Raw genomic sequence first — 23,277 nt, 5'->3', positions numbered from 1 at the left:
GAACCCGATGATCAAAAACACCCGCTTTGCCGAGATCACGCCGCCAGAAACCGAACAACGGCCGCACGCCGACACCCGGCACAACATCACACGCGTCGATGAATATGCGTGGCTGCGGGCGGACAATTGGCAGGAGGTTTTCAAGGATCCGTCCACCCTCGATCCGGCGATCCGTTCCCACCTCGAGGCCGAGAACGCCTATCAGTCGGCTCTGATGGAAGACACTGCCGCGCTGCGCACCAAGCTGTTCGCCGAGATGAAGGGCCGCATCAAGGAGGACGATTCCTCGGTACCGATGAAGGACGGCCCGTTCGCCTATGGTTCATCCTTCAAGCTCGGTGGAGAACAGCCCCGTTATTTTCGCATTCCCAGCGGCGGCGGGGCGGAAGAAATCATCCTCGATGGCGATCACGAAGCGGAGGGGAAAGCCTACTTCCGCATAGGCGGCGTCGACCATTCGTCAGATCACCGTCGCTTGCTGTGGGCATTCGACGACAAGGGTTCCGAATTCTACTCGTTGCGCGTGCGCGACATCGCCACCGGCGCCGATCTTGACGACCGGATCGCCGACACCGGCGGCTCCGGCGTCTGGAGCGCGTCGAACGACGGCTTCTTCTACACCCGTGTGGACGCCAATCACCGGCCATCGACGATTTTCTTCCACGACCTCGGCATGGAAACCAGCGGCGACCGGCTGATCTACGAGGAAACCGACCCGGGCTTTTTCATGAGTGTCGGCGGCAGCCGCAGCAACGAGTGGATATTCATCGCAATCAACGATCACGAGACCTCGGAATACCGCCTGCTGCCAGCAGACAATCCGCTTGCTTCACCACGCATCGTGGCTGCGCGCGAGACCGGGCTGCAATACGACCTTGAGGAAGGCGGCGACATCTTCTTCATCTTGACCAATGCCGACGGCGCCAAGGACTTCAAGATCGTCACCGCGCCGGTTGCCGATCCGTCGCGCACCAACTGGCAGGAACTGGTGCCGCACGAGCCCGGCCGGCTGATCCTGTCGATCCTCTCCTTCAAGGATTTTCTGGTCCGGCTGGAGCGCAAGGATGGCCTGCCGCGAATCGTGGTGCGCGAGCGGGCGAGCGGCGAGGAACATATGATCGCCTTCGACGAGGAAGCCTTCTCGCTCGGCCTTTCCGGCTCCTATGAATACGACACCGAGACGATGCGCTTCACCTACTCGTCGATGACGACGCCGGCGCAGCAGTTCGACTACAACATGCGCTCGCGTGAGCGCACGCTTCTGAAGACCCAGGAAGTGCCGTCCGGCCACGATCCCGAACACTATGTGACGCGCCGCCTGATGGCGGCGTCGCACGACGGCGAGCTGGTGCCTGTTTCGCTGATCCATCACCGCGACACGCCACTCGACGGCACAGCACCCTGCCTGCTCTACGGTTACGGCTCCTACGGCATTGCCATTCCTGCCTCCTTCAACACCAATTGCCTGTCACTCGCCGATCGTGGCTTCGTCTACGCCATCGCGCATGTGCGCGGCGGCAAGGACAAGGGCTTTTCCTGGTACGAGGACGGCAAGCGGGCCAAGAAGATGAACACGTTTTTCGACTTCATCGCGGTGGCACGTCACCTGGTCGCAGAGAAATACACGGCGCACGACCGCATCGTGGCGCAGGGCGGTTCGGCCGGTGGCATGCTGATGGGGGCTGTCGCCAACATGGCGCCCGAAGCCTTCGGTGCCATCATCGCCGAGGTGCCTTTCGTCGACGTGCTGACGACCATGCTCGACGACACCCTCCCGCTTACGCCGCCGGAATGGCCGGAATGGGGAAACCCCATCCAGTCCGAAGACGACTACCGCACGATCGCCGCCTATTCCCCCTATGACAATGTCGCGGCACTTCCCTACCCGCCGATCCTGGCGGTTGCGGGCCTCACCGACCCGCGTGTTACCTATTGGGAGCCGGCGAAATGGGTGGCGCGGCTCAGGGCACGCAGTGCATCCGGCAACCCGGCGCTGTTCAAGATCAACATGGATGCGGGCCATGCCGGAGCTTCCGGGCGGTTCTCGCGCCTCGAGGAAATCGCCTTTACCTACGCGTTTGCATTGAAAGCCGCAGGCAAGGCGAACGTCGGACCCTTCAGCAGCTGATCGAGCCGAACCTGAACGGCACGGGCCAGCGAAATCGGCACGATGTTCGACGCGGCGTCTATGCCGCCGAACATCGAAAACGGCCCTGGACAGGTTACCCTTTCGGCTCTTCCGGCTTCGGCGGCGGATAGCCGTTCGGATGCGGCGGGATGGCTTTCAGGTAGGCGGCGATAGCCTCCCGGTCGGCCGCCGGCAACTGCGCCATGTTCCGCTGCACCGCCACCATCGCGCCGCCGACCGAATCGAAGTCCGGCGTGAACCCGGTCTCCAGGAAGCTGGCTATGTCGCCGGCCGACCACGTGTCGATGCCGCCCTCGCCGCCCGTGATGTTCGGGACGATGCCATCGCCCTCGGCAGCGACGGCACCGGCCAGCCACTGGTCTTTCTTCAATCCACCGGTGAACTGCCTGGGCGTGTGGCATTCGCCGCAATGGCCGGGCCCTTCGACCAGATACTGGCCGGCAAGCGCCTCTTCCGGCGTGCCTTCCGGCAGCGCCAGCACCGGCTCGGCTGTGAGATAAAGCCGTTTCCAGAAGCCGAGGCCGCGGCGGATATTGAACGGGAATCCCAGCCGATGGCCGGCGGCCTTGCCTTCGACGGCCGGCAGCGTCTTCATGAAGGCATGAAGGTCGCCGATATCGGCGGGTTTCATGCGGGCGTAGGACGTGTAGGGAAACGCCGGGTAATAGTGGCTGCCCCGCGGCGAGACCCCGCGCATCATCGCATTGGCTAAATCCTCGGCCGACCAGGAGCCAATACCGTCTTGCGGATCGGAAGAGATGTTCGGCGCGACAAAAATGCCGAACGGGGTTTTCAGCTCCAGGCCGCCGGCAAGCTCCAGCCGTGCCGGACCTTCCGATTTCGGCCGCGCATGGCAGGACGTGCAGCCGCCTGCCCAGAAGATGCGTTCGCCGCGTTTTGCATCGCCAGTACCGAGCGCGGCTACCGCCCCGGCATCGAGCCGGACGGGCGCCGACAAAAACCAGGCTGCGACAGCACCGACTCCAGCCAGCGCCACCACGGCGCCGGCCAGCTTTCCGATTGAAGCCATCGCGTCGGGATTACCCTTTCTTGATGCGGAAATTCTCGTGGCATCCGCCACAATTGTTGCCGATGGTGCCGAGCGTTGCCTTCAACGAGTCGACATCCGCCGGTGGCGCCGCCACAGCGGCGGCCGTGTCGGTCTTTAACTTGTCGACCCTGGCCTGGAAGTCGGCCGTGTTTTCCCAGATCTTTGGCGATGCGGTCGTGTCGCCCTTATCGCTGCCGGCCGGGAACAGCGCCGCCACATCGATCTTCGAGGCGTTTTCGCTGAGCGTCGTCAGCGCCGCGAGCACGGCAGCGGCGTCAAATGGCTGCTCGCCCTTGACTATGGCCGAGAGAGCGCCCGCGGCCTTGCCGTTCGCCTTCATCAGTGCCTTTCGATCGGCAATGGGGTCAGCGAATGCGGCCGTTCCGGCGAGCGCCAGGGCTGAGATGGCAAGTATAAGCTTTCTCATGAATTCCTCCGGTGGATGCTGATTGGACGATGCAAGAAGGGACAATGACCCCACAACGCTAACGGCCTCATTGGAGCAGAAATTCCCGCAATCGGTCTTCACGCTTTTGTGAATGTGTGAGGTCGTTGCCGCTGCCCTTGCGGGGCATCGGGGAGACGCAACGAAACCCCATCGACGAAAACGCTCCGCTTCTCATTGACACTTCCCCGGAGCGGCTTTATGCAATGCAAGAAATAGATATCACAACGTGAAATTTATTTCATCTACTGGGTGCGCCGGAGAGAGGGCCCACCCGCAACGGGAGGTGAACATGGATCTTCGAAAGTGGACGTTGGCCGTGGCGGCAGGCGTGTCGATGCTTGCGTCGGCCGCACATGCGCAAGAAAGCAAGTTCAGGTGCAGCGAAGGCGAAACCTACTACATGAACGTGATGGTTTCGGGCGTGGAATACTGGTTCCCGGTCTATGAAGCCTTCAAGCAGGCTGCGCAGTCGATGGGCTGCAAGACCGCCTACACCGGCACTCCGGAATATGACGTGAACAAACAGATCGCGAGCTTCGATCAGGTTCTGGCAAAGCAGCCGGCCGGCATTCTCGTGCACCCGATGAATTCCGATCCGTTCATCGAGCCTATCAACCGCGCCGTCGATTCCGGCGTGGCGGTGGTCACTTTCGCCGCCGATTCCCCCAACAGCAAGCGCGCTTCCTACGTGACCTCGGACAACAACCGCGAAGGCTCCTACGCGGCCGATGTGATCGCCGAGGCGATGGGCGGCAAGGGCGAATACGGCATCCTCGAAAACCCCGGCCAGGACAACCACGACAAGCGGGTCGCCGCCTTCGTGGCGCGCATGACCGAGAAGTACCCGGACATCAAGCTTGTTGGCCGCGCCGCAACCAACCAGGACGCAAACAAGGCCTACCAGGCGGTGATGTCGATGGCGCAGGCCAATCCGAACCTCGGCGCACTGTTCATGCCGGAAGCCAACTCGGCGCTCGGCGCCGCGCAGGCCGCACAGGAACTTGGCGGCAAGATCAGGGTGATGAACGCCGACGTCAACGGCAAGATCCTCGACATGATCAAGGCCGGACAGGTATTCGGCGCGGTCAATCCGAACCAGGGCATCCAGGGCTACATGGGCTTCATGCTCCTGTTCATGGCCAAGCATCCGGAACTGATCGACCCGATGAACGACTGGAAACGCGCCGGCTACAATCCGATGGGCGTGCCGTTCGTCGACAACGGCTTTGCCGTCGTCACCAAGGACAATGCCGACGACTTCTATTGGGACGCGTATCTGAAGCGTCGCGGCACCAAGGGCATCGAAGAGTAAGCTCCCCGGCAGGGCTGGCCGGACATAATCTTCGGCCAGCCCCCTGAGACCCAGAGTCGACCGTCATGGATCAGCAAACGTCACTGGAAGTAAGCCGCGTCAGCAAGGCATTCGGCCCGGTGCAGGCCTTGCAGGATGTCGACTTCGCGTTGCGCGCCGGCGAGGTACATGCCCTTGCCGGCGAGAACGGCGCCGGCAAATCCACGTTGATGAACATCATCGACGGCATCCTGTCGCCCGACAGCGGCGAAATCCGCATCCGCGGCCAGCTGGCCGACATCCGGTCACCCGAGCAGGCCCAGGCGCTGGGCATCGGTTTCGTGCACCAGGAGATCGCGCTTTGCGGCGACATGACGGTGGCCGAGAACATCTTCATGGCCGCGACGAACCGGCGGCGTTCCTTCTGGATGAACTATGGAGAAATCAGGGAGAAAGCGCGCGAGGTGCTTTCCAGCCTGGGCGACATTGCACCGGACCGGCTGGTCGGCGACCTGACGATCTCGGAACAGCAGATCGTCGAGATCGCCAAGGCGCTGACGCTCGACTGCACGATCCTGATCCTCGACGAGCCGACCGCCGCGCTGACCGAGCGCGAGGCTGGCAAGCTGTTCGCCATCATGGCCAGGCTCAAGCAGCGCGGCATCTCGATCATCTACATCAGCCATCGCATGGCGGAAATCTTCGACAATTGCGACCGCATCACCGTGCTGCGCGATGGCCGGCATGTTTCGACGGATGACATCGCCGACATGACGCCGGAAAAAGTCGTCGCCAGGATGGTCGGGCGCTCGCTGGGCAGCCTCTATCCCGAGAAAAACGAGGCGAGCGGCAAGGCTCCTACCCTGCTTTGCGTCGAGGGCTTGTCCGACGACAACCGTTTCAAGGATGTCAGTTTCGAATTGCGCAAGGGCGAGGTGCTCGGCGTCGCCGGCCTCATCGGTTCGGGCCGCACTGAAATCGCGCTCGGCATTTGCGGCCTGATGAAAAGGCTGCGCGGCACCGTCAGGCTCGAAGGCCGGGACATTTCGCCGGCAACCTATCAGGACAGCGTCGCCAACGGCGTGGTCTATCTGTCAGAGGACCGAAAGGGTTCGGGCGTATTCCTCGACATGCCGATTGCCGCCAACGTATCGGCGCTGGATCCCGACCGGATTTCGACACGCTATGGCTTCATCAGCCGCACTTCGGAGCGTCGGCAGGCCGAACGGCTGGGCGATGCGCTGCGTCTGCGGCGCGGTTCGGTGGACGACAATGTGTCTACGCTCTCCGGCGGCAACCAGCAGAAGGTCGCGATCGCGAAAATGCTTTCGGTAAACCCCAAGGTGATCCTGCTCGATGAACCGACGCGCGGCGTCGATGTGGGCGCCAAGGTCGAGATCCATCGCATCCTGCGAGATCTGGCCAATCAGGGAACGGGCATCGTCGCAATCTCATCCGAGCTGCCCGAGCTCATCGGTCTTTGCGACCGAGTGATCGTCGTGCACGAAGGCCGGATCGCAGGCGTGGTGTCTGGCGAAGACCTGACGGAAGAAACGCTGATCCGCCTCGCTTCGGGGCTGGGCAATGCCGAACGGAGGGGGAAATGACCGTCATGAGCCAATCGCCGGTGGAAACCCCAGAGCTTGGGACGGTGCGCAAGGAACATTACGGTTGGCTGCGCGGTGTCGGCAACATGCGCGAAATGGGCCTGGTGCTTATCATCCTGGCGCTGTGCGCCGTTATGACCTTCGCCTCGCCCTACTTCCTCACCTGGTCCAACTTCCGGGCAATGCTGTTGTCGTTCGCAATCGAAGGGATCGTGGTCGTCGGGATGACGGTCCTGCTGATCGTTGGCGCGATCGACCTGTCGGTCGGTTCCGTCGTCTGCCTCGCCATGGTGGTCGGCGGCTACCTGTTTCTGGCCGGGCTCGACCCATGGACATCGAGCGTGCTGGCGATCCTCGCGTGCTCCGGCGTCGGCGTGCTGATGGGCCTGTCGGTAACGCGCATCGGCCTGCACTCCTTCATCGTATCGCTGGCCTCGATGGTCATCGTGCGCGGGCTATGCCTGGCGATCACCGGCGGCACGCCGCTGTCGCTTTTCGCCTTGCCGCCAAGCTTCAAATTCATCGGCCAGGGCACCATCTACGGGGTGCCTGTGGTCATCCTCATCTTCGTCGTGGTGGTCGCGGTTTTCGACATCCTGTTGCGCAAGGCGACAATGTTCCGGCGGGTTTTCTACACCGGCTCCAATGAGCGCGCCGCCGCCTATTCCGGCATCCGCACCGACCGGGTGAAGTTCTTTTGCATCGTCCTGTGCTCGACGCTGGCGGGCGTGGCCGGCGTCATCTACATGGCCCGCTTCGGCGCGGCGACGCCAACCTTCGGCGTCGGCATGGAACTCAACATCATCGCAGCAGCGGTCATCGGCGGAGCCAGCCTCAACGGCGGCACCGGCACGATCCTGGGCGCCATCCTCGGCATGGCCCTCCTGTCGGTGGTTTCCAGCTCGCTGATACTTCTCGACGTCTCGCCCTACTGGCAGGATACGATACGCGGACTGATCCTGTTTGCGGCGGTGGCGTTCGATCACCTCCTGCACAAGCGCAAGGCCGCCCGCGGCCGCGTCGCAGCAAAGTGAAAACCATGGCATCGAATTCCACCAACGACGACTTCGAGCGGCTGCGCAAGATCCATCGCGTGCTTGTGCTGCACTATGTCGAAGGCCTCTCCCAGGCCGAGATAGCGAAGCGTACGGGACTTTCGCACCCCACCGTCAATCGCCTGGTCAAGGAAGGTCATGAGCGCGGCTACGTCCAGATATCGGTGACGTCGCCATTCGCGTCGCTGTTCGATCTCGAGCGCGAACTGGCTGCGGCCGGCAGGCTGAAGGAGGCCATCGTCGTCCCCTCGGCGTCTGAGCAGGAAGAGGTCAATCTGCGGGCAGCGGGGAAGTCCGTCGCCGACTTTGTGCTGGCGAACCTCAGGGATGGCGACACTCTGTGCGTTTCCGGCGGCCTCGGCGTCAGCGCCGTCGTTGCCGCACTTGCGCCGACCCGCGCCTACGACGTGACGGTCGTGCCGGCGACGGGCGGCGTCCAGGGCAAGCACTTCATCGATGTCAACCATCTCGCCGCCCAGCTTGCCTCGAAGCTGCAGGGGCGGGCCTATCAGATTCATGCGCCGATCTTCGCCGGCTCGCCGACCGAACGCGATGTGTTGATGTCGCTGCACACAGTCAGCGACGTGCTGGCGCGGGCCCGTGACGCCAGGATCGCGCTGGTGGGCATAGGGTCGGTCAGTTCCGAGGCGTCGACCTATTTCAATCTTCAGGGGGCCGGTGGTCCGCATTTGCCGGACCTCAGGCAGACCGGAGCGAGCGGCGAACTGGTCGCGCATCTGATCGACGGCGACGGCGCGCTTTGCGACTACCCGCTCAACGAGCGTGTCGTCGCCCTGACGCCGGACGAGGTACGAGCCATACCTCTGGCGATCGGCATTTCCGCCGGGGCACGCAAGATCGATCCGATCGTCAGCGTGCTCAAGGGCGGTTACCTCGACCTCCTCGCCACCGACGAGGCGACCGCCGCAAAAGTTCTCGAAAATCTGAAAGGCACTTCATGACCGACGCAGGCAGGAAGATGGGCCGCTCCGACGTCGTTGCCAGCGCTGTCGGGCTCGGCACCTGGGCGATGGGCGGCTGGATGTGGGGCGGGCATGACGATGACGCGTCGGTTGCCGCAATACGGGCATCGCTCGACAACGGTGTGACGTTGATTGATACGGCCCCGGCCTATGGCCTCGGCAAGGCGGAAGAACTTGTCGGGATTGCCATCAAGGGTCGCCGCGAAGAGGCGGTGATCGCCACGAAATGCGGCCTCAACTGGCACCACGGCAAAGGCAATCATTTCTTCGACGAGCTCGGCCGTAATGTGCACCGCTATCTCGGCCGTGACGGCATCCTGTATGAGCTGGACGAGAGCCTTCGCCGGCTGGGTACCGACTACGTCGATCTCTACATTACCCATTGGCAGGACCCGACGACACCGATTGCCGAAACCATGGGAACCCTGCTCGAACTCAAGAAGTCCGGCAAGATCCGCGCCATCGGCATCAGCAACGCGAGCCCCGAGGATTTGAACGCCTATCTGGCGGTTGGTCCCGTCGACGCCATTCAGGAGCGCTACAGCATGCTTGACCGGGAGATCGAGAAGACCCTCCTACCCATTTGCGCGGCTAACGATGTCTCCACGCTCAGCTATTCGTCGCTGTCGCTCGGCCTTCTGTCGGGCAAGATCGGTCCGGACCGCGCGTTCAAGGGGGACGACCAGCGCAAGGACAATCCGCGGTTTTCGCGGGAAAACCGCCAGCGCGCGGCCGATTTCGCGGCAGCTGTCGAACCGCTGGCGCGCGAAAAGGACGCGAGCGTCGCGCAACTGGTCATCGCCTGGACGGTCGCGCAGCCGGGCATCACCTATGCGCTGTGCGGTGCGCGGGACGCGACCCAGGCACTGGAGAACGGCAAGGCGGGCGCCTTGTGCCTGACAGCCACCGAACTGGCCGAGGTCGACACTGCCATCGCCGCGCATCTCGACGCCGTTCCAGCCTGAACCAATTCGTAGCCGACGAACATGAACACCACTCGCAACGAGAGGCTGGGCAGATTGCGCGACAGACGCCGCGTCGCGGCGCTTGTCGTCGGCGGCGGCATCAACGGCATCAGCACCTATCGCGAGCTTGCCCTGCAGGGCGTCGACGTGCTGCTGGTCGAACGCGGAGACTTCATGAGCGGAGCCAGTTCGGCTCCCTCGCGCATGATCCATGGCGGCTTGCGCTATATGGAAAACGGCGAATTCGGGCTGGTCAGGGAGTCGCTGCGCGAGCGCAACCGGCTGCTACAGAACGCGCCGCACTACGTCTCCCCGCTGCCGACACTCATTCCAATGTCAGGTCATCTTTCGGGTATTGGCGCGGCCATCTCGCGCTTCTTCGGTGGCACGCCGAAGCCGGGCGCGCGCGGCTCGCTGATCGTCAAGCTCGGATTGACCCTCTACGATTTCTACTCCGGGCGCGGAAACCCGTTGCCGCGCAACAGTTTTTATGGCCGTACCGAAACGCGCAAACGCTGGCCGGCCTTGAGTCCGGAGATCACTTGCGCGGCACTCTACCACGACGCCAGGATCAGCTATGCCGAACGACTTGGCATCGAGATGATCCTGGATGTCGAGCGGGATGCGCCGCAGGCGCTCGCCCTCAACCATGTGGAGATGGCAGGGCTGGACGGTGCTGTCGCGACCTTGAAGGACACGCTGACCGGCGAGACCTTTTGTGTGCAGCCCGACGTCATCGTCAATGCGACGGGCGCCTGGATCGACCTCACCAATGCACTTCTGGCGGCGGAGGCGCCAAAGTTCATAGGCGGCACGAAAGGATCGCATCTCGTGCTTCGCAGCCCAGCTCTCGTAGAGGCGCTCGGCGACAAGATGGTCTACTTCGCCAACCGCGACGGTCGCGTCTGCATCCTGTTCGTGCATTTCGGCAACGTGCTGGCCGGATCGACCGATATCAGCGTGGACACGCCCGAGGGAGTGCGCTGCGAGGACGACGAGACCTCCTACATCCTCCAGTCAGTGCGCGAGGTTTTCCCGGCCGTTGCCATTACCGAAGAAGATATCCTTTTCCGTTTTTCCGGCGTTCGGCCGCTGCCCCGCGGCGAAACCGGCGTCAATGCCGCGATCTCGCGCGATCACAGCTGTGAGTGGCTGGATCGGGCTGGCGTCCCTGCGCTCAACCTCATCGGGGGCAAATGGACGACGTTCCGCGCATTCGGCGCGGAAGCGGCGGACATGGTGCTGGGCAAGATCGGCATGGCGCGCGGCGTCGGCACCGATTCCCTGGCGATCGGTGGTGGCGCCGATTACCCCGCATCGAACCAGGCGCGCGCGCAATGGCTGAAAGGCGAAGCCCAATTCGGTGGAATATGTGAGGGCCGCGCCACTGAACTCCTGCAACGCTACGGCACACGAGCGCGGCAGTTTGTGCCGCCCGCCGAGGACGGCCCTGTCGCATCTCTTCCCTCCTACAGCCGCGCCGAGATCGAATGGATCGTCGAAAACGAACATGTGGCAACGCTCGGCGATCTCATACTGCGGCGCACAGCGATCGCGTTCAGTGGTGAACTGTCGCTTGCCGCTCTCGAAGAGCTCAGCGCGATTGCAGCCGGCGTGCTCTTCTGGAGCGCGGACGAAAGACGCAGGCAAGTTGAAGACCTTGTCTCCCAGCTCGCCACCAATCACGGCCTCGACGCCGACGCGCTAGCCGCGCGCAACCTCCCTCGAAAGGAAGCCGATGTACCAGTCCCGGAAAGTCCGCATGAACCGCCTCTTCGGAAACGGCAGATGTCTTGACGTCGCGATCGATCACGGCGTCTGCAACGAACCATCGTTCCTCGACGGGTTGGAAGACATGGGCAAGGTCGTGCGGCTTCTTGCGGAGACCGGCCCCGATGCGATCCAGATGAATTACGGCCAGTCCGACCTGCTGCAGGAAATGCCGGGCAAGGTGAAGCCGGCGCTGGTCATGCGCATCGACATGGGAAATCCTTACAACCGAACCCGCCATCGCGACATGTGGGCGGTGCTTCAGAACGCTCATGATCCGATCGCGCCGGCGCTGCGCATGGATGCCGCCTGCGTGGTGGTCAACCTGTTCATGCTGCCCGACGAGCCGGCGCTCTTCCGCCAATGCGTGGAAAACATCTCGAAGGTCGCACAGGATTGCGAGAAATACGGAATGCCGCTGATGATCGAGCCCCTCGTCATGCAGCCTAACAGCGACAAGGGGGGCTATCTCGTAGACGGCGATGCCGAGAAGATCGTGACGCTGGTTAGGCTGGCGCGCGAGATGGGGGCGGACATCGTCAAGGCCGATCCGACGACCGATCCCGCCGATTTCCACCGGGTGGTCGAGGCGGCGCGGTGTCCGGTGCTGGTGCGCGGCGGAGGCAAAGCCGATCTGCGTCAGGTCTTTGCGAATTCGTATGCGCTCATGCGGCAGGGCGCTGCCGGCATGGTCTATGGCCGCAACATCTACCAGCACGACAATCCAGGGCGCGTGGTCAAGGCGCTGATGGCGATGATCCATGACGGCGTCGACGACGCGGAAGCCTGGCGCATCTACGAGACAGCCGCATGAGCCGGTACCTGCTCGGGATCGACGCCGGCAACACGGTGGTCAAGGCGGTGCTGTTCGACCTCGACGGCAATATGCTGGCGCGCGCTGCGCTCGAGGGCCAATCGCGCAAGCCACACCCCGGCCACGTTGAACGCGACATCGCCGAACTCTGGCGCAACGCCGGCGCCGCCATTCGCGAATGCCTGGACAAGGCCGGCGCGAACGGCGCCGACATCGCCGCCGTCGGCACCGCCGGCCATGGCAACGGCCTCTATCTTCTTGACGAGAACGGACAGCCGCTCGTCGGCATCCAGTCGATCGACAACCGCGCGGCAGCGCTGGCGGGCACCTTGCGCAACTCTGACCTTGGCGATGCCGTCTATCCGCTTTGCCTGCAGCGGCCATGGCCGGCCCAAACCGCGACGCTGCTGCTCTGGATCAAGCAGAACCGGCCGGAGATCTACCGCCGCGCCGCAACCGCGATGCTGGGCAAGGACGTGCTGACGTTCATGTTGACGGGCCAGCGCGTCTCCGACTTTTCGGACATGAGCGGCTCCGGGCTGCTGCGTCTGCCTGAACGGCGCTACGATGACGGGCTGCTCGACGTCTATGGGCTCGGCGACGCCAGGCATATGCTGCCGCCGCTGGTCGAATCCGACGCGGTTGCCGGCACGGTCAGTCCTGCCGCGGCTCAGGCCAGCGGGCTTGCCGTCGGCACCCCTGTCGCGGCGGGCTTCTTCGACGTGATCGCCTCCATGATCGGCTCCGGCGCGCACGATCCCGGCGAAGCCGCGATCGTGGCCGGAACCTGGGGCATCAACCAGGTCGTGCGCGACGCCCCGCTGGTCGATGACCGCATCTTCCACGCCTCGACCTGGCGGCCGGACCGCTACGTGGCGATCGAATCCAGCGCCACCTCGGCGGTCAACCTGGAATGGTTCGTCCACGAGTTCGGCGCAGGCCACGGCACGGCGGCATTCGAAGCGTGCAACGAGCTGGTCGCGTCGGTAGAGTTGAACCCGGACCTGCCGCTCTTTCATCCCTTCCTCTACGGTTCGGCCACCCATGCCGATGCGCGTGGTGGGTTCTTCGGCCTGGCGGGCTGGCATGGCAAGGCCGAGATGCTGTACGCTCTTTACGAGGGCGTGGTTTTCGAGCATCGCCGCCATATCGAACGCTTGCGTTCCGCAGGCGCGGTTTTCGACAAGGCGTCGCTTTCAGGAGGCGGCTCGCGCAGTGCGGTCTGGTGTCAAATGTTTGCCGATATCATTGGCGTCCCGGTGACGGTCGCCGAGTGCCAGGAAACCGGAGCGCTGGGCGCCGCCATCGCGGCGGGCGTCGCGGGCGGAATTTTCCCGTCGTTCGAAACCGGTATCGCCAGGATGGTGCGCACCAGAAGCCATTATCAGCCGCGGGCATCTAACAAATCCCTCACCGACGCACGCTACCGGCTCTATTGCGAGCTTGCCGGGGAGATGCCCGAAAAATGGCGTCGCTATCGCCAGGAGATCGACGCGGCGTGAACGAACGGCACGATCTCGGCATCTACGACTATGTGATCGTCGGCGCGGGATCGGCCGGCTGTGTGCTCGCAAACCGGCTGAGCGCCGATCCGAGCAAGCGCGTCCTTTTGCTGGAAGCCGGCGGATCCGACAACTACCACTGGATCCACATTCCGGTCGGCTATCTCTACTGCATGGGCAATCCGCGCACCGACTGGGGCTATTCCACGGTCAATGAGCCGGGGCTCAACGGGCGGGCGCTGGCCTATCCACGCGGCAAGGTGATGGGCGGGTGCTCGTCCATCAACGGCATGATCTACATGCGCGGCCAGGCCGCCGACTACGACCGCTGGCGACAGCTCGGCAACCCCGGCTGGGGATGGGACGACGTGCTGCCGCTGTTTCGAAAATCGGAAAACCATCATGCGCTCGGCGGGCCGTTTCACGGGCAAGATGGCGAGCTGCGCGTCGAACGCCAGCGCCTATCCTGGCCGATCCTCGACGCCGTGCGCGAGGCTGCCGAAGAACTCGGCGTGCCACAGGTTGACGATTTCAACGCCGGCGACAATCTCGGCTCTTCCTATTTCGAGGTGAACCAGAAGGCCGGATTTCGCTTCAACGCCGTGCGCGCCTTCCTGAGGCCTGTCCGTCATCGCGCCAACCTGACGGTTCGTACCGGCTCGCATGCCGAGCGGATCATTTTCGAAGGACAGCGCGCCGCCGGTCTTGAACTCAGGCTGGCCGGCCAGCCTGCCAAAGTCGCAGTACGCGGCGAGCTGATCCTTTCGGCCGGCGCCATCGGCACTCCGCAACTTCTGCAATTGTCTGGCGTCGGACCGGCCGCGCTGCTGGCGCGGCACGGCATCCCCGTCCTGCGTGACCTGCCTGGCGTGGGCGAGAACCTGCAGGACCACCTACAGATCCGCACCGCCTTCAGGATCGCCGGCGCGCGCACCTTGAACGAATGGCAATCGAACCTCTTCGGCAAGGCACAGATCGCGCTGCAATATGTGCTGAGCCGCTCGGGCCCGATGGCGATGGCGCCGAGCCAGCTCGGCATCTTCATGCGCTCGGATCCGCGCTTCGACACGCCAAATATCGAATTCCACGTCCAGCCGCTGTCACTCGACAGGTTCGGCGAGCCGTTGCACCCGTTCCCGGCCATCACCGTGTCGGTCTGCAACCTCAGGCCGGATTCGCGCGGTCATGTCCGCATCGTTTCGCCGTATGCGACAGATCACCCGGCGATCGCGCCGAACTATTTGAGCGCCGAAACCGATCGCCAGGTCGCGGTGGAATCGATCGGGGCCGCACGACGCCTGATGGCAACGCAACGCATGCAGCGCTACAACCCCCAGGAATTCAAACCTGGCCCCGAGATCACATCGGCCGACGCACTGGCGCGCGCTGCCGGCGACATCGCCACCACCATTTTTCACCCCGTCGGCACCGCAAAAATGGGAACGGACAGCACGGCGGTCGTCGACCCCCGGCTGAGCGTGCATGGTCTCGCCGGCCTGCGGATCGCGGACTGCTCGATCATGCCGACCATCGTTTCGGGAAACACCCACGCCCCGGCCGTTATGATCGCGGAAAAGGCAGCCCAGATGATTGCAGCCGACGGCAGGTGAGCGCCGTTCCGGCTCAGAGGTGGTGCAGCACGAAAGGCTTTCCGGCAACCTCCGTCACCTCGATCGCGTAGCCGAACACGTCCGCCAGCACATCCGGGCGCAGCACGTCCGCGGGGGCTCCGTCGGCGACGATGCGGCCTGCCTTCATCGCCACGATCCGGTCGGCATAGACGGCGGCGTGGTTCACATCGTGCAGCACGACGATGACGGTCCGATTCTGCTGTTCGACAGCCGCGCGCAGGTGCCTCATCAACTGGCGCGCAAAGAACATGTCGAGATTGTTGAGCGGTTCGTCGAGCAGCATGTAGCCGGTACCCTGGCAAAACGTCATCGCCACCAGTGCGCGCTGCCGCTGGCCGCCCGACAGCGTGTCGAGAAACCGGTCGGCAAACTCCTCCAGCTCGAATTGCCGTAACGCCTTGTCGATCAGTGCCCGGTCCGCGTCGTCAATGCGCCCGCCATTGTGCGGAAACCGGCCAAAACCGACGAGTTCGCGCACGCGCAGCCGGCTTGCCACACCCGCATCTTGTCGCAGGATGGCAAGGGTTCTGGCCAGTTGGCGGCTGGGCGTGGTGTCAACCGGCAGCCCGTCGACGCGGATGCGCCCGGACTGCAGCGGCTGCAGCCTTGCAATGAGCGACAACAGGCTGGATTTGCCAGCGCCGTTGGGGCCGATGAGAGCGGTGAGGCCACCTTTCGGCAAGGTCAGATTTACATCCTGGAGAATCTTGGCGTCGCGGTACCGAAGCGAAACCTGCTCGATTTCAATCATCGTTTGCCCGCCGCCAGCAGCATGACCAGGAACACAGCCCCTCCGACAAATTCGATGACGACGCCGAGCGTCGATACGCCGCCCAAACCATGCTGCAAGAGCATCTGTCCGCCGACCAGAACGATGATCGCCGTCAGCGCGGCCGCCGGCAGCAGGAGGGGATGGCGACGGCTGTTCACGATACGCTCGGCGAGCGCGACAACGAGCAGCCCAAGGAAGGTCACGGGGCCAACCAGCGCCGTCGACACGGCGACAAGTGCGGCCACAAGCAGCAGCAGGGCAGCGACAGTGCGGCTTCGGTTCACCCCCAACCCAACGGCGCTGTCGGCGCCCAGCGCCAGGATGTCGAGCGTATGGCGCGTGCGCCAGGCAATCACCGCCCCGATGGACGTCAACACCAGCCCGACCGCCAACAGGTCCGAGCGGACGGCGTTGAAATCGGCAAAACTCGCGGCCTGGACGACCGCGAATTCATTCGGGTCGATCAGACGCGCAAGCAATGTGGAAAGGCTACGAAACAGCACCCCCAGCACGACGCCGGTCAACAGGAGCAGGCCGATGTCAAAACGCCGCCGCAGCATCGGCAGGAGCAGCGCGAGCGTGAGCGTCGTCATCAGCGCCACCTCGCCAAAAAATTTCAGGCGCGGGTCGAGGCTGGCGAATCCCAAACCTCCGAAGACGAAGACAAGTGCCGTTTGGCAGAACAGGTAGAGCGCATCGAGGCCCATGATCGACGGCGTCAGGATCCAGTTCGCCGTCACGGTCTGGAAAACAACGGTCGAAACCGCGATCGCCACGCCGACCTGCACCAGCGCCAGCAGCCGGACAGCGCGCAATTCGAGTGCGAAGGCGAGATTGCCGCGCAGGCCGACAAACATGAAAGCCGCTGACAGCAAGGCAGCCATAACAACCAGAAACCAGAGACGCCGTTCAGACACGCTGCGCCCGCCCGAACAGTATCCACAGGAAGAGCCCCGCCCCCACTACGCCCAACACGGTGCCGACCGGTATCTCGTAGGGATAACGGATCAGCCGTCCGACGATGTCGCAGGAAAGCACGAGCGCTGCGCCGGTTGCTGCGACCCGTGGCAACGCCGCGCTCAGATTGTCGCCAAGCGAACGCGAGACGAGATTGGGCACCACCAGCCCGACGAACGGGATCATGCCGACGACCACGACGCTCAGGGCAGAGATGATCGAAACGATGACCAGCCCGAGCTGCACGACCCGCCGGTAGTTCAGGCCCAACCCGACGCTGGCGTCACGGCCAAGCGAGGCTATGGTCAGGCGATCGGCGATCCACCAGGCGAGCGCGACGGCCGCCGCCGTGACCCACAGGATCTCATAACGTCCGCGCAACACGCCGGAAAATTCTCCGGTGGTCCATATTTCGAGAAACTGCAGCAGGTCGGCCTGCCAGGCGACGAAGGTGACGGCAGCGCCAACGACCCCGCCGTAAACCAGGCCGAAGAGTGCGACGAGAAATGGCTGCGTCGGGGGCAACCGGTGCGCGACGGCAAGGAAAAGCGAGGTGCCGGCAAGCGCTGCCACACTGGCCAACACTGTCTTCCACGCCAGCGAGGCGGAAGGAAACAGCAGCGTCGCGATGAGGATGCCAAACGCAGCGCTCTGCCCGGTTCCGGCAGTCGTCGGCTCGACGAAGCGATTGCGCGCCAATATCTGCATCACCAGGCCGGCAATCGCCAGTCCAGCGCCGGCGAGCAACGCGGCCAGCGTGCGCGGCAGCCTGCTCACCAGCAGCAATTGCAGCGCTTGCGGATCGCTCCACAGGCCGGTCGGCGGCATGTCGCCCACGCCAATGCACAGGCTGATCGCAGACAGTGCGGCAAGGCCCACTCCCGCAGCCAGCCAGGCATTCACGCTGGGCTTCAAATCCGCCGTCATTGCGCCTTTTCGAACGCACTTTCGATGATCGCGAGCACCCGTTGCGTCGCCTGCACGCCGCCGGCGGCGATATAGAAATCAGCGGACGGCAGATAGATCACCTGGCCCTTTTTGGCGGCCGTCGTCTGCGCCACCAGCTCGTTGTCGAGCGTCGCCTTGGCGCCCTGCTCGCCCGAACCGATCGCCGCAGCACGATCGAGCACGATGAGCCAATCGGGATTGGCCTTACTGATGAATTCGAACGAAATCGCCTCGCCATGCGTTGCCGTATCGACTTCTCCTACTGCGGCTTCCAGTTCGAGCGCCTTGTGAATCCAGCCGAAGCGGGAGCCCGGTCCATAGGCCGAGATCTTCGGGCCATTGGTCATCACGATGAGCGCCTTGCCTTTGCCCTTCACGGCTTGCCGTGCGGCGGCGACCGAGGCGTCCAGTTCCTTCTCGATTGCCGTCGCCTGTTCGGTCTTGCCGAATATCTGGCCATAAGCGGCGAGTCGCTGTTTGGCCTGCGCCAAGAGATCGTCGCCGTCCATGGTCATGTCGATGGTCGGCGCCACGCGTGATGTCGCCTCGGCCTTGGTCGACGAACGCCCGCCAACAATGATGAGATCGGGCGCCAGCGCGTTCAGCGCTTCGAGATCCGGTTCGAAGATGTCGCCGACAACAGCCGCGCCTTGCGCCACGTCGGCAAGCTCGCCGAGATACAGCTTTTGTGGAATGCCGTCAGGCTTGACGCCGAGCCGGTCGAGCGTGTCGATCGCCGCGATATCGAAAACCGCGACCTTGGCCGGCACTTTGTCGATCGTCACAGGTCCGGTCGCCGTGGTGATTTCGGCTGCGGCGGCCGTGCCGACAACCGCAAGAACGCCCATCAAACCGGCCCACAGCCGAAAATGCCTCATGCCTGCCCCTTCCTGCTTTCAGAATTGTTTGCCGGTACTTCCTCAGGCGCTCCAGTTCACGCTGCGCCCGGGCTCGCGGAAGGCGAACCTCACCAGATGGTCCTCGACGACGGCTTTTACCTGGTGAAGCCGTTCCGCATCCTCTGCGGCCACTTTTATGGCGAGGGCACCAGGTTCAGCATCGAGCACAGCGGTACCGATCTCGAAACGGCATTCGCCGTGCCGTTCGGAGTACTCCACTTCGATCTTGTGCGAAAAATGCTTGCAGAGCTGGGCGAGATATTTCTGTCCGTGCTCGGTCGCAAAATGCCCTGTTGCTTCCATCATCCCTATCTCCTTGCCGGTTTTGCCGGGCGCGGTTCTCAGAATTTCGCTGTCGCGCTGATGCGGAATGTCCGTCCCGGCTCCAGCAAGGGCTGGACGGTGCCGAACTCCTGGCCGTAGGTGGCGCGGTTCGCATAGGTTTCGTCGAATATGTTCCTGACCTCGCCGCGCAGCGTGAAATTCGGATGCGACGGCGGCTCGTATTCGACGAACGCATTGACGACCTGATAGCCCTCCAGCGGCTTGTTGCCCGGCGCAACGTCGTCATAATCGAGCGCGATCTCGACATCGCCGCCGACTGTCAGCCCCCATTCGGCGAAATTGTGGACAGCGGCCACGGTGAAGATCTGGCCAACTGGCGTCGCGAGGTAGGTGCCTATATCGGTGTCGGCCGGCAGACCATCGATGTTGACGTCGATATCGGCGTATTTGATGCTGACATAGCCAGCGCCCCAACTATAGCGGCCGCTGATGTCGAAGCCTTCTGAACGGATGTCGTGAGCCTCGATTGCCCGGTTGACCGCATAGCGCGCCGACCTTGCATCGTAGATGTCGGTTCGGAAAATGTTGCCCTCAAGCGTGAACGCTTCATAGGTGGCGACAAGGCCCGCGGTATAGTTGTCAGCCGTAACCGGTTCGGGACCCGCACGATAGTTCCACAGCGGATTCATGATGAAGTTCTCGGCGAGCGGAACGCCTGCCCATACGTGGGAATAGCCAGCCTTTGCGGTGAGGAATTCGGGCATGAGATCGTACTCGCCCGAAATGTTGCCGCTCAGTCCGGAGTTCTCCCACTCCTCGCCCCTGGTTCCGGTGAACCACTGATGGTCGCCGCGACCGCCGAAGGACAGGCGCGTGCGGTCGAAAGGCTCGATCCTGGCCTGCGCGTAGAAGCCGGCATTGCTGGCCTTTTCCGCCGAGGCGTCATAGTTCGCGTCGAGCAGGGCCTTGTCATTGTAGAAGTCGAAACCGGCGGTAACGCTGCCCATGTCGAGCGCGAACCGGTTTTCAGCCTTGCCGTTGAAGCTCTCGGTGGTGCCGGTTGCCGGGAACTGTTCGACGCGCGTCGTCACCAGCGTTTCCACATCGGCCCGGCTGTAAGCGAAAAGGATCGTCGGATCCCACCAGCCTTCGGGCGTGGTGTCCGTGAAGGTGAAGACCGTATTGCGGCGGTCGAGCTTGTAGTCGCGCACACGTGGCTCCCAGGCCGGCCGGCCCGTGATCATTCCTATATTGGCGCGGAAGGGCCTCGGCGCATCGTCGCGCACCTGTTCGTGGCTGACTTCGAAGCGGTAGCCGTTCTGGCCTTCGTATGCGAATTTGAGCAGGCCGCTCAGCAGGTCGGCGCTGGTGCCGTCAACAACCTGCCCGTTGCCCGCCTTATAATTGTCGCCGCGCGCGAAATTCAGATAGCCGAGATAGTCGAACCCGTCGGTCGCGCCGTAAGTGGAAAGGCCGGTCGCGAAGGTGTGGCTGTTGGTATCGTAGCTGCTCGTCGCGAAACCGCCGAAACGAGCGCCCGGATCAAGAAGATCACGCGCGTCTTTGGTCTCGTAGGCGATCGATCCCGCCAAGGCTCCCGGTCCGGCATCCGCCGGCGCGACGCCCGCATCGACGCCGACCGCCTTCAGCAAGGTCGGATCGATCAGATTGGTGCTGTTGTGATGGAAGACCTTGTTGTTCTGGCGGCTGCCGTCGACGGTGACCGCCAGGTTGGTTTCCTCGATGCCCTGCACATAGACTTTCTGCGTGGCGACAAAGGAGCCCCCGACCGAAACCTTCGGCTCATCCGCGAACAGTTCCTGCAGATCGGTCGGCCGCTTTTGTTCCAGTTCTTCGGCCGATATCTCGATGTGGTTCACGCTGCCACCGCCCTGCGTGGTGACGTTGATCGTGTCCAGTACGGTCGCGCCGGGCTCCGCGACAGCGGCACCGCCGGCAGCGGCACCGCCTGCGCCAGAGGGGGCCGATAGGATCGTCACCGTATTGGCTCCAGTGAAGCGATAGCTCAGACCCTTCCCGGCTAGCAGCCGCGTCAGCGCCTGCTCCGTCGACATCGTGCCGGCAACGATCGGCGCGTTCCTGTCGCCCAAGACCGCGCTGCCATATGCAATCTGTACACCAGTCTGGTCAGCGAGTTGCCGCAGCGAGCGGCCAAGCGGCTGGACCGGCAGGTTGATGTTGTGGGTGTCGGCGGATTGCGCAAACGCCCCGCCGAACATGCCCGATATCGGCACCACGCCTACGGCGAGTGCGGTTCCCAGCAGCAGCCTTGAAACCAGGCCCCTGCCCGCAGCGCCGCGCAAAACCATTCCGATCATCAGCAAATCCCCATGCACAATGCCCCACCTGCCGGCCGCGAACGGCCAACCTCACACAGCCTTGACGCGCCAGCCGGGCCAGCGCCTAAAGACGCCCGTTCATCTTTTTTGGAGAATTTCTCGAAAAGCCCGAAACGTGGTTCCAGTCAGGAAATCAGGATCGCCACGCCAGGAACCCGGCGCACGGCAAGCCCTTGGGTGTGGGCGAGCGCTTCGATGGCCTCATACACTCCGCTCATCGAAAAGACCGCGCTGACCGGCACATCGTCCCTGGAATGATTGGCAATGACGACGCGTTCGGAAATGTAGCGGCCGAGTTCCCGGATGGCGGCTCCGAAGGGTTTGCCTTCGAACACCAACCGACCATTCTGCCAGGCAAGTTCGACATCCAGGTCAATCGCCGCAGCCGGCCGCGGCGCCCGGCCTTTGGCATATCGCGTCTGCCGCCCGGCAGACACCTGAACCGGCGAAGCCGCATCCGCATCGCCACCGGTCACCGAAGCGACGCCCTGTGCACATGTGACGGTCACCTCGCCATCGATGGATCGCACTGCAAAGACAGCGCCCGCGGTTTCGCTCGTCCCGCCGAGCGAAAGAACCCTGAAGGGCGAGGCCGCATCGGGCCTCACCGAGAATTGCACTTCTCCGCCAAGCAGGTCGACCCGACGCGATCCCGCGCTGAAGTCGACGGCGATGGCGCTGTCGGTGTTGAGCAGTGCGGCCGAACCATCCGGCAGGTCCACATTTGCCTGTTCACCCGAACCGGTGACGAAATCAGCGCGCAGCCAGGTCACGAGTGCCGGTGCTGCGATAGCTACGCCCGCAACCAGCGCCCCGCCAGCCAGAAATGTACGGCGGCTGACCGGGCCTCGCCGCCGCGAAACAGTCGAAGCGGGCAAAGGCGCCGCCGCTTCGCTGCCTTCAAGCCCGCCAAGCAGTCGCCAGAACTGGCGTTCTTGCGCGAATGCACGCTCGTGAGCCGGCGATTGTGCCTGCCACGCGTTAAACCGGTCGAGTTCTTCGCTGCTGACGCTGCCGGAATTCAGCCGGACGATCCAATCGCGCGCATCCATCGCGATCGCGTGATCTGTGTCGCTTCGTTTTCGCGCTTCGCTCATTCGCCGTCACGTAGCTGGCGCCCGCGGGCGCTTCAACAGGTTTGCATATCATAGACACGCAAGCCGGTCCTACGCCTAAGCTCAAAGGCAAAAAATCTACTTTTCGAGTTGGTCCCGCAATTCGCCCAGCCGTTCAACCACACGACGGATGTGGTAGTAGACGGCCTCCTCACTGATACCGAGCCGGCGTGCGATCTCGCGATGGGAAACGCCCCCGAGGCGGTTCATCAGGAAGATTCGCCGGCTCCTTTCGGGCATCTTCTTCAGCGCCGCGTCGACCACCCGCAAGACATCGCGTCCCAAGGCGATGCGCTCCGGCGACAATTCGTCGACCGATTGCCACAACAGATCGTTGACCTCCGCGTCGATCTCGGTGCGGCGCCTCTGCTTGCGAAAATGACCGACGACCGCGTTCATCGCAGTCTTGATGGCGAAGCCGGCGGGATTGCTGATCGTATCGTCCCGCCTGACATTGGCCAGCTTGATCCACGTATCCTGCATGATGTCTTCGGCGGTAAAGGCGCAACCGACACGCCGGCGCGCCATCGCCTCGGCGCGCGGCCGCAGCATGGCGAAAGCGGAAAGCAGGTTCGTTTGGTCGTTTGTCGTCACGCGTCGCACACCCGGAAATTGAAGCGGAATGTCGGTTACCCCGACACCCTCGAGATGAACCGCTCCCTAGTGCACGAGAAA

20 protein-coding genes are annotated in these 23,277 nt (G+C 63.4%); 10 read left to right on the top strand and 10 right to left on the bottom strand.

The genetic code is table 11. From position 1 onward, the window contains the following. Window positions 1–7 precede the first annotated feature (7 nt). On the top strand, window positions 8–2,128 hold the full coding sequence (locus tag F3H98_RS14815) for a S9 family peptidase (protein WP_149760918.1): 2,121 nt from the start codon (window positions 8–10) through the stop codon (window positions 2,126–2,128). A gap of 94 nt (window positions 2,129–2,222) precedes the next feature. Here the strand turns inward: F3H98_RS14815 and F3H98_RS14810 are convergent, their stop codons facing one another. Next, window positions 2,223–3,179 (bottom strand): c-type cytochrome, encoded by a 957-nt coding sequence (locus F3H98_RS14810; protein ID WP_149760917.1) that lies wholly within the window; start codon window positions 3,177–3,179, stop codon window positions 2,223–2,225. A 10-nt stretch (window positions 3,180–3,189) separates the two neighbouring features. Beyond that, entirely contained in the window at window positions 3,190–3,627 is a 438-nt protein-coding gene (locus tag F3H98_RS14805) for a c-type cytochrome (protein ID WP_149760916.1), read from the bottom strand. A 355-nt stretch (window positions 3,628–3,982) separates the two neighbouring features. Between F3H98_RS14805 and F3H98_RS14800 the strand changes: the two genes are divergently transcribed. The 9 genes from F3H98_RS14800 (at window position 3,983) to F3H98_RS14760 (ending at window position 15,245) form a co-directional block, all read left to right on the top strand. After that, on the top strand, window positions 3,983–4,960 hold the full coding sequence (locus F3H98_RS14800) for a substrate-binding domain-containing protein (protein ID WP_244621736.1): 978 nt from the start codon (window positions 3,983–3,985) through the stop codon (window positions 4,958–4,960). A 65-nt stretch (window positions 4,961–5,025) separates the two neighbouring features. Further along, window positions 5,026–6,546, top strand: coding sequence for a sugar ABC transporter ATP-binding protein (locus tag F3H98_RS14795; protein WP_149760914.1), 1,521 nt, complete (start codon window positions 5,026–5,028; stop codon window positions 6,544–6,546). 5 nt (window positions 6,547–6,551) lie between these two features. Beyond that, window positions 6,552–7,580, top strand: coding sequence for an ABC transporter permease (locus F3H98_RS14790; protein ID WP_244621735.1), 1,029 nt, complete (start codon window positions 6,552–6,554; stop codon window positions 7,578–7,580). A 5-nt stretch (window positions 7,581–7,585) separates the two neighbouring features. Beyond that, window positions 7,586–8,563 carry a sugar-binding transcriptional regulator gene (locus F3H98_RS14785; RefSeq protein ID WP_149760913.1) on the top strand — a complete coding sequence of 326 codons (978 nt, stop codon included), beginning with the start codon at window positions 7,586–7,588 and terminating at the stop codon, window positions 8,561–8,563. Then, a complete protein-coding gene (locus F3H98_RS14780) occupies window positions 8,560–9,549 on the top strand; it encodes an aldo/keto reductase (protein WP_149760912.1) in 990 nt (329 codons plus the stop codon). The genes F3H98_RS14785 and F3H98_RS14780 overlap by 4 nt, the downstream gene beginning before the upstream one ends. A 21-nt stretch (window positions 9,550–9,570) precedes the next feature. After that, window positions 9,571–11,346, top strand: coding sequence for a glycerol-3-phosphate dehydrogenase/oxidase (locus tag F3H98_RS14775; protein ID WP_149760911.1), 1,776 nt, complete (start codon window positions 9,571–9,573; stop codon window positions 11,344–11,346). After that, window positions 11,288–12,133, top strand: coding sequence for a class I fructose-bisphosphate aldolase (locus F3H98_RS14770; protein ID WP_149760910.1), 846 nt, complete (start codon window positions 11,288–11,290; stop codon window positions 12,131–12,133). The genes F3H98_RS14775 and F3H98_RS14770 overlap by 59 nt, the downstream gene beginning before the upstream one ends. Then, window positions 12,130–13,635, top strand: a complete 1,506-nt coding sequence (locus F3H98_RS14765) for an FGGY-family carbohydrate kinase (protein WP_149760909.1) — start codon at window positions 12,130–12,132, stop codon at window positions 13,633–13,635. Before F3H98_RS14770 ends, F3H98_RS14765 begins: the two co-directional genes overlap by 4 nt. Continuing rightward, the gene (locus F3H98_RS14760; protein WP_149760908.1) at window positions 13,599–15,245 is read left to right on the top strand and encodes a GMC family oxidoreductase; all 1,647 of its coding nucleotides are present in this window, start codon (window positions 13,599–13,601) and stop codon (window positions 15,243–15,245) included. The genes F3H98_RS14765 and F3H98_RS14760 overlap by 37 nt, the downstream gene beginning before the upstream one ends. Window positions 15,246–15,258: 13 nt before the next feature. On the opposite strand, the gene F3H98_RS14755 is transcribed toward F3H98_RS14760, so the two are convergent. From F3H98_RS14755 to F3H98_RS14720, 8 genes are all read right to left on the bottom strand, one after another. Continuing rightward, window positions 15,259–16,017 carry an iron ABC transporter ATP-binding protein gene (locus F3H98_RS14755; RefSeq protein WP_149760907.1) on the bottom strand — a complete coding sequence of 253 codons (759 nt, stop codon included), beginning with the start codon at window positions 16,015–16,017 and terminating at the stop codon, window positions 15,259–15,261. After that, on the bottom strand, window positions 16,014–16,922 hold the full coding sequence (locus F3H98_RS14750; protein ID WP_149761041.1) for an iron chelate uptake ABC transporter family permease subunit: 909 nt from the start codon (window positions 16,920–16,922) through the stop codon (window positions 16,014–16,016). The genes F3H98_RS14755 and F3H98_RS14750 overlap by 4 nt, the downstream gene beginning before the upstream one ends. A 25-nt stretch (window positions 16,923–16,947) precedes the next feature. Continuing rightward, window positions 16,948–17,922: an ABC transporter permease gene (locus F3H98_RS14745; RefSeq protein ID WP_149760906.1), complete on the bottom strand. Its 975-nt coding sequence runs from the start codon at window positions 17,920–17,922 to the stop codon at window positions 16,948–16,950. Continuing rightward, window positions 17,919–18,821, bottom strand: a complete 903-nt coding sequence (locus F3H98_RS14740) for a siderophore ABC transporter substrate-binding protein (RefSeq protein ID WP_149760905.1) — start codon at window positions 18,819–18,821, stop codon at window positions 17,919–17,921. Before F3H98_RS14740 ends, F3H98_RS14745 begins: the two co-directional genes overlap by 4 nt. Before the next feature lie 42 nt (window positions 18,822–18,863). Then, window positions 18,864–19,148, bottom strand: a complete 285-nt coding sequence (locus tag F3H98_RS14735) for a DUF2218 domain-containing protein (protein ID WP_149760904.1) — start codon at window positions 19,146–19,148, stop codon at window positions 18,864–18,866. Between the two features lie 35 nt (window positions 19,149–19,183). Next, on the bottom strand, window positions 19,184–21,466 hold the full coding sequence (locus F3H98_RS14730) for a TonB-dependent receptor (protein WP_149760903.1): 2,283 nt from the start codon (window positions 21,464–21,466) through the stop codon (window positions 19,184–19,186). A gap of 146 nt (window positions 21,467–21,612) precedes the next feature. Then, on the bottom strand, window positions 21,613–22,539 hold the full coding sequence (locus tag F3H98_RS14725; protein ID WP_244621728.1) for a FecR family protein: 927 nt from the start codon (window positions 22,537–22,539) through the stop codon (window positions 21,613–21,615). A 141-nt stretch (window positions 22,540–22,680) separates the two neighbouring features. Further along, window positions 22,681–23,196: an RNA polymerase sigma factor gene (locus tag F3H98_RS14720; RefSeq protein ID WP_149760901.1), complete on the bottom strand. Its 516-nt coding sequence runs from the start codon at window positions 23,194–23,196 to the stop codon at window positions 22,681–22,683. Window positions 23,197–23,277: the final 81 nt, after the last annotated feature.

Source organism: Neomesorhizobium albiziae (assembly GCF_900114255.1).
Classification (GTDB): Bacteria; Pseudomonadota; Alphaproteobacteria; order Rhizobiales; family Rhizobiaceae; genus Neomesorhizobium; species Neomesorhizobium albiziae.
The sequence above is the reverse complement of the archived record's forward strand: the minus strand, read 5'-3'. Positions and strand labels throughout refer to the sequence as shown.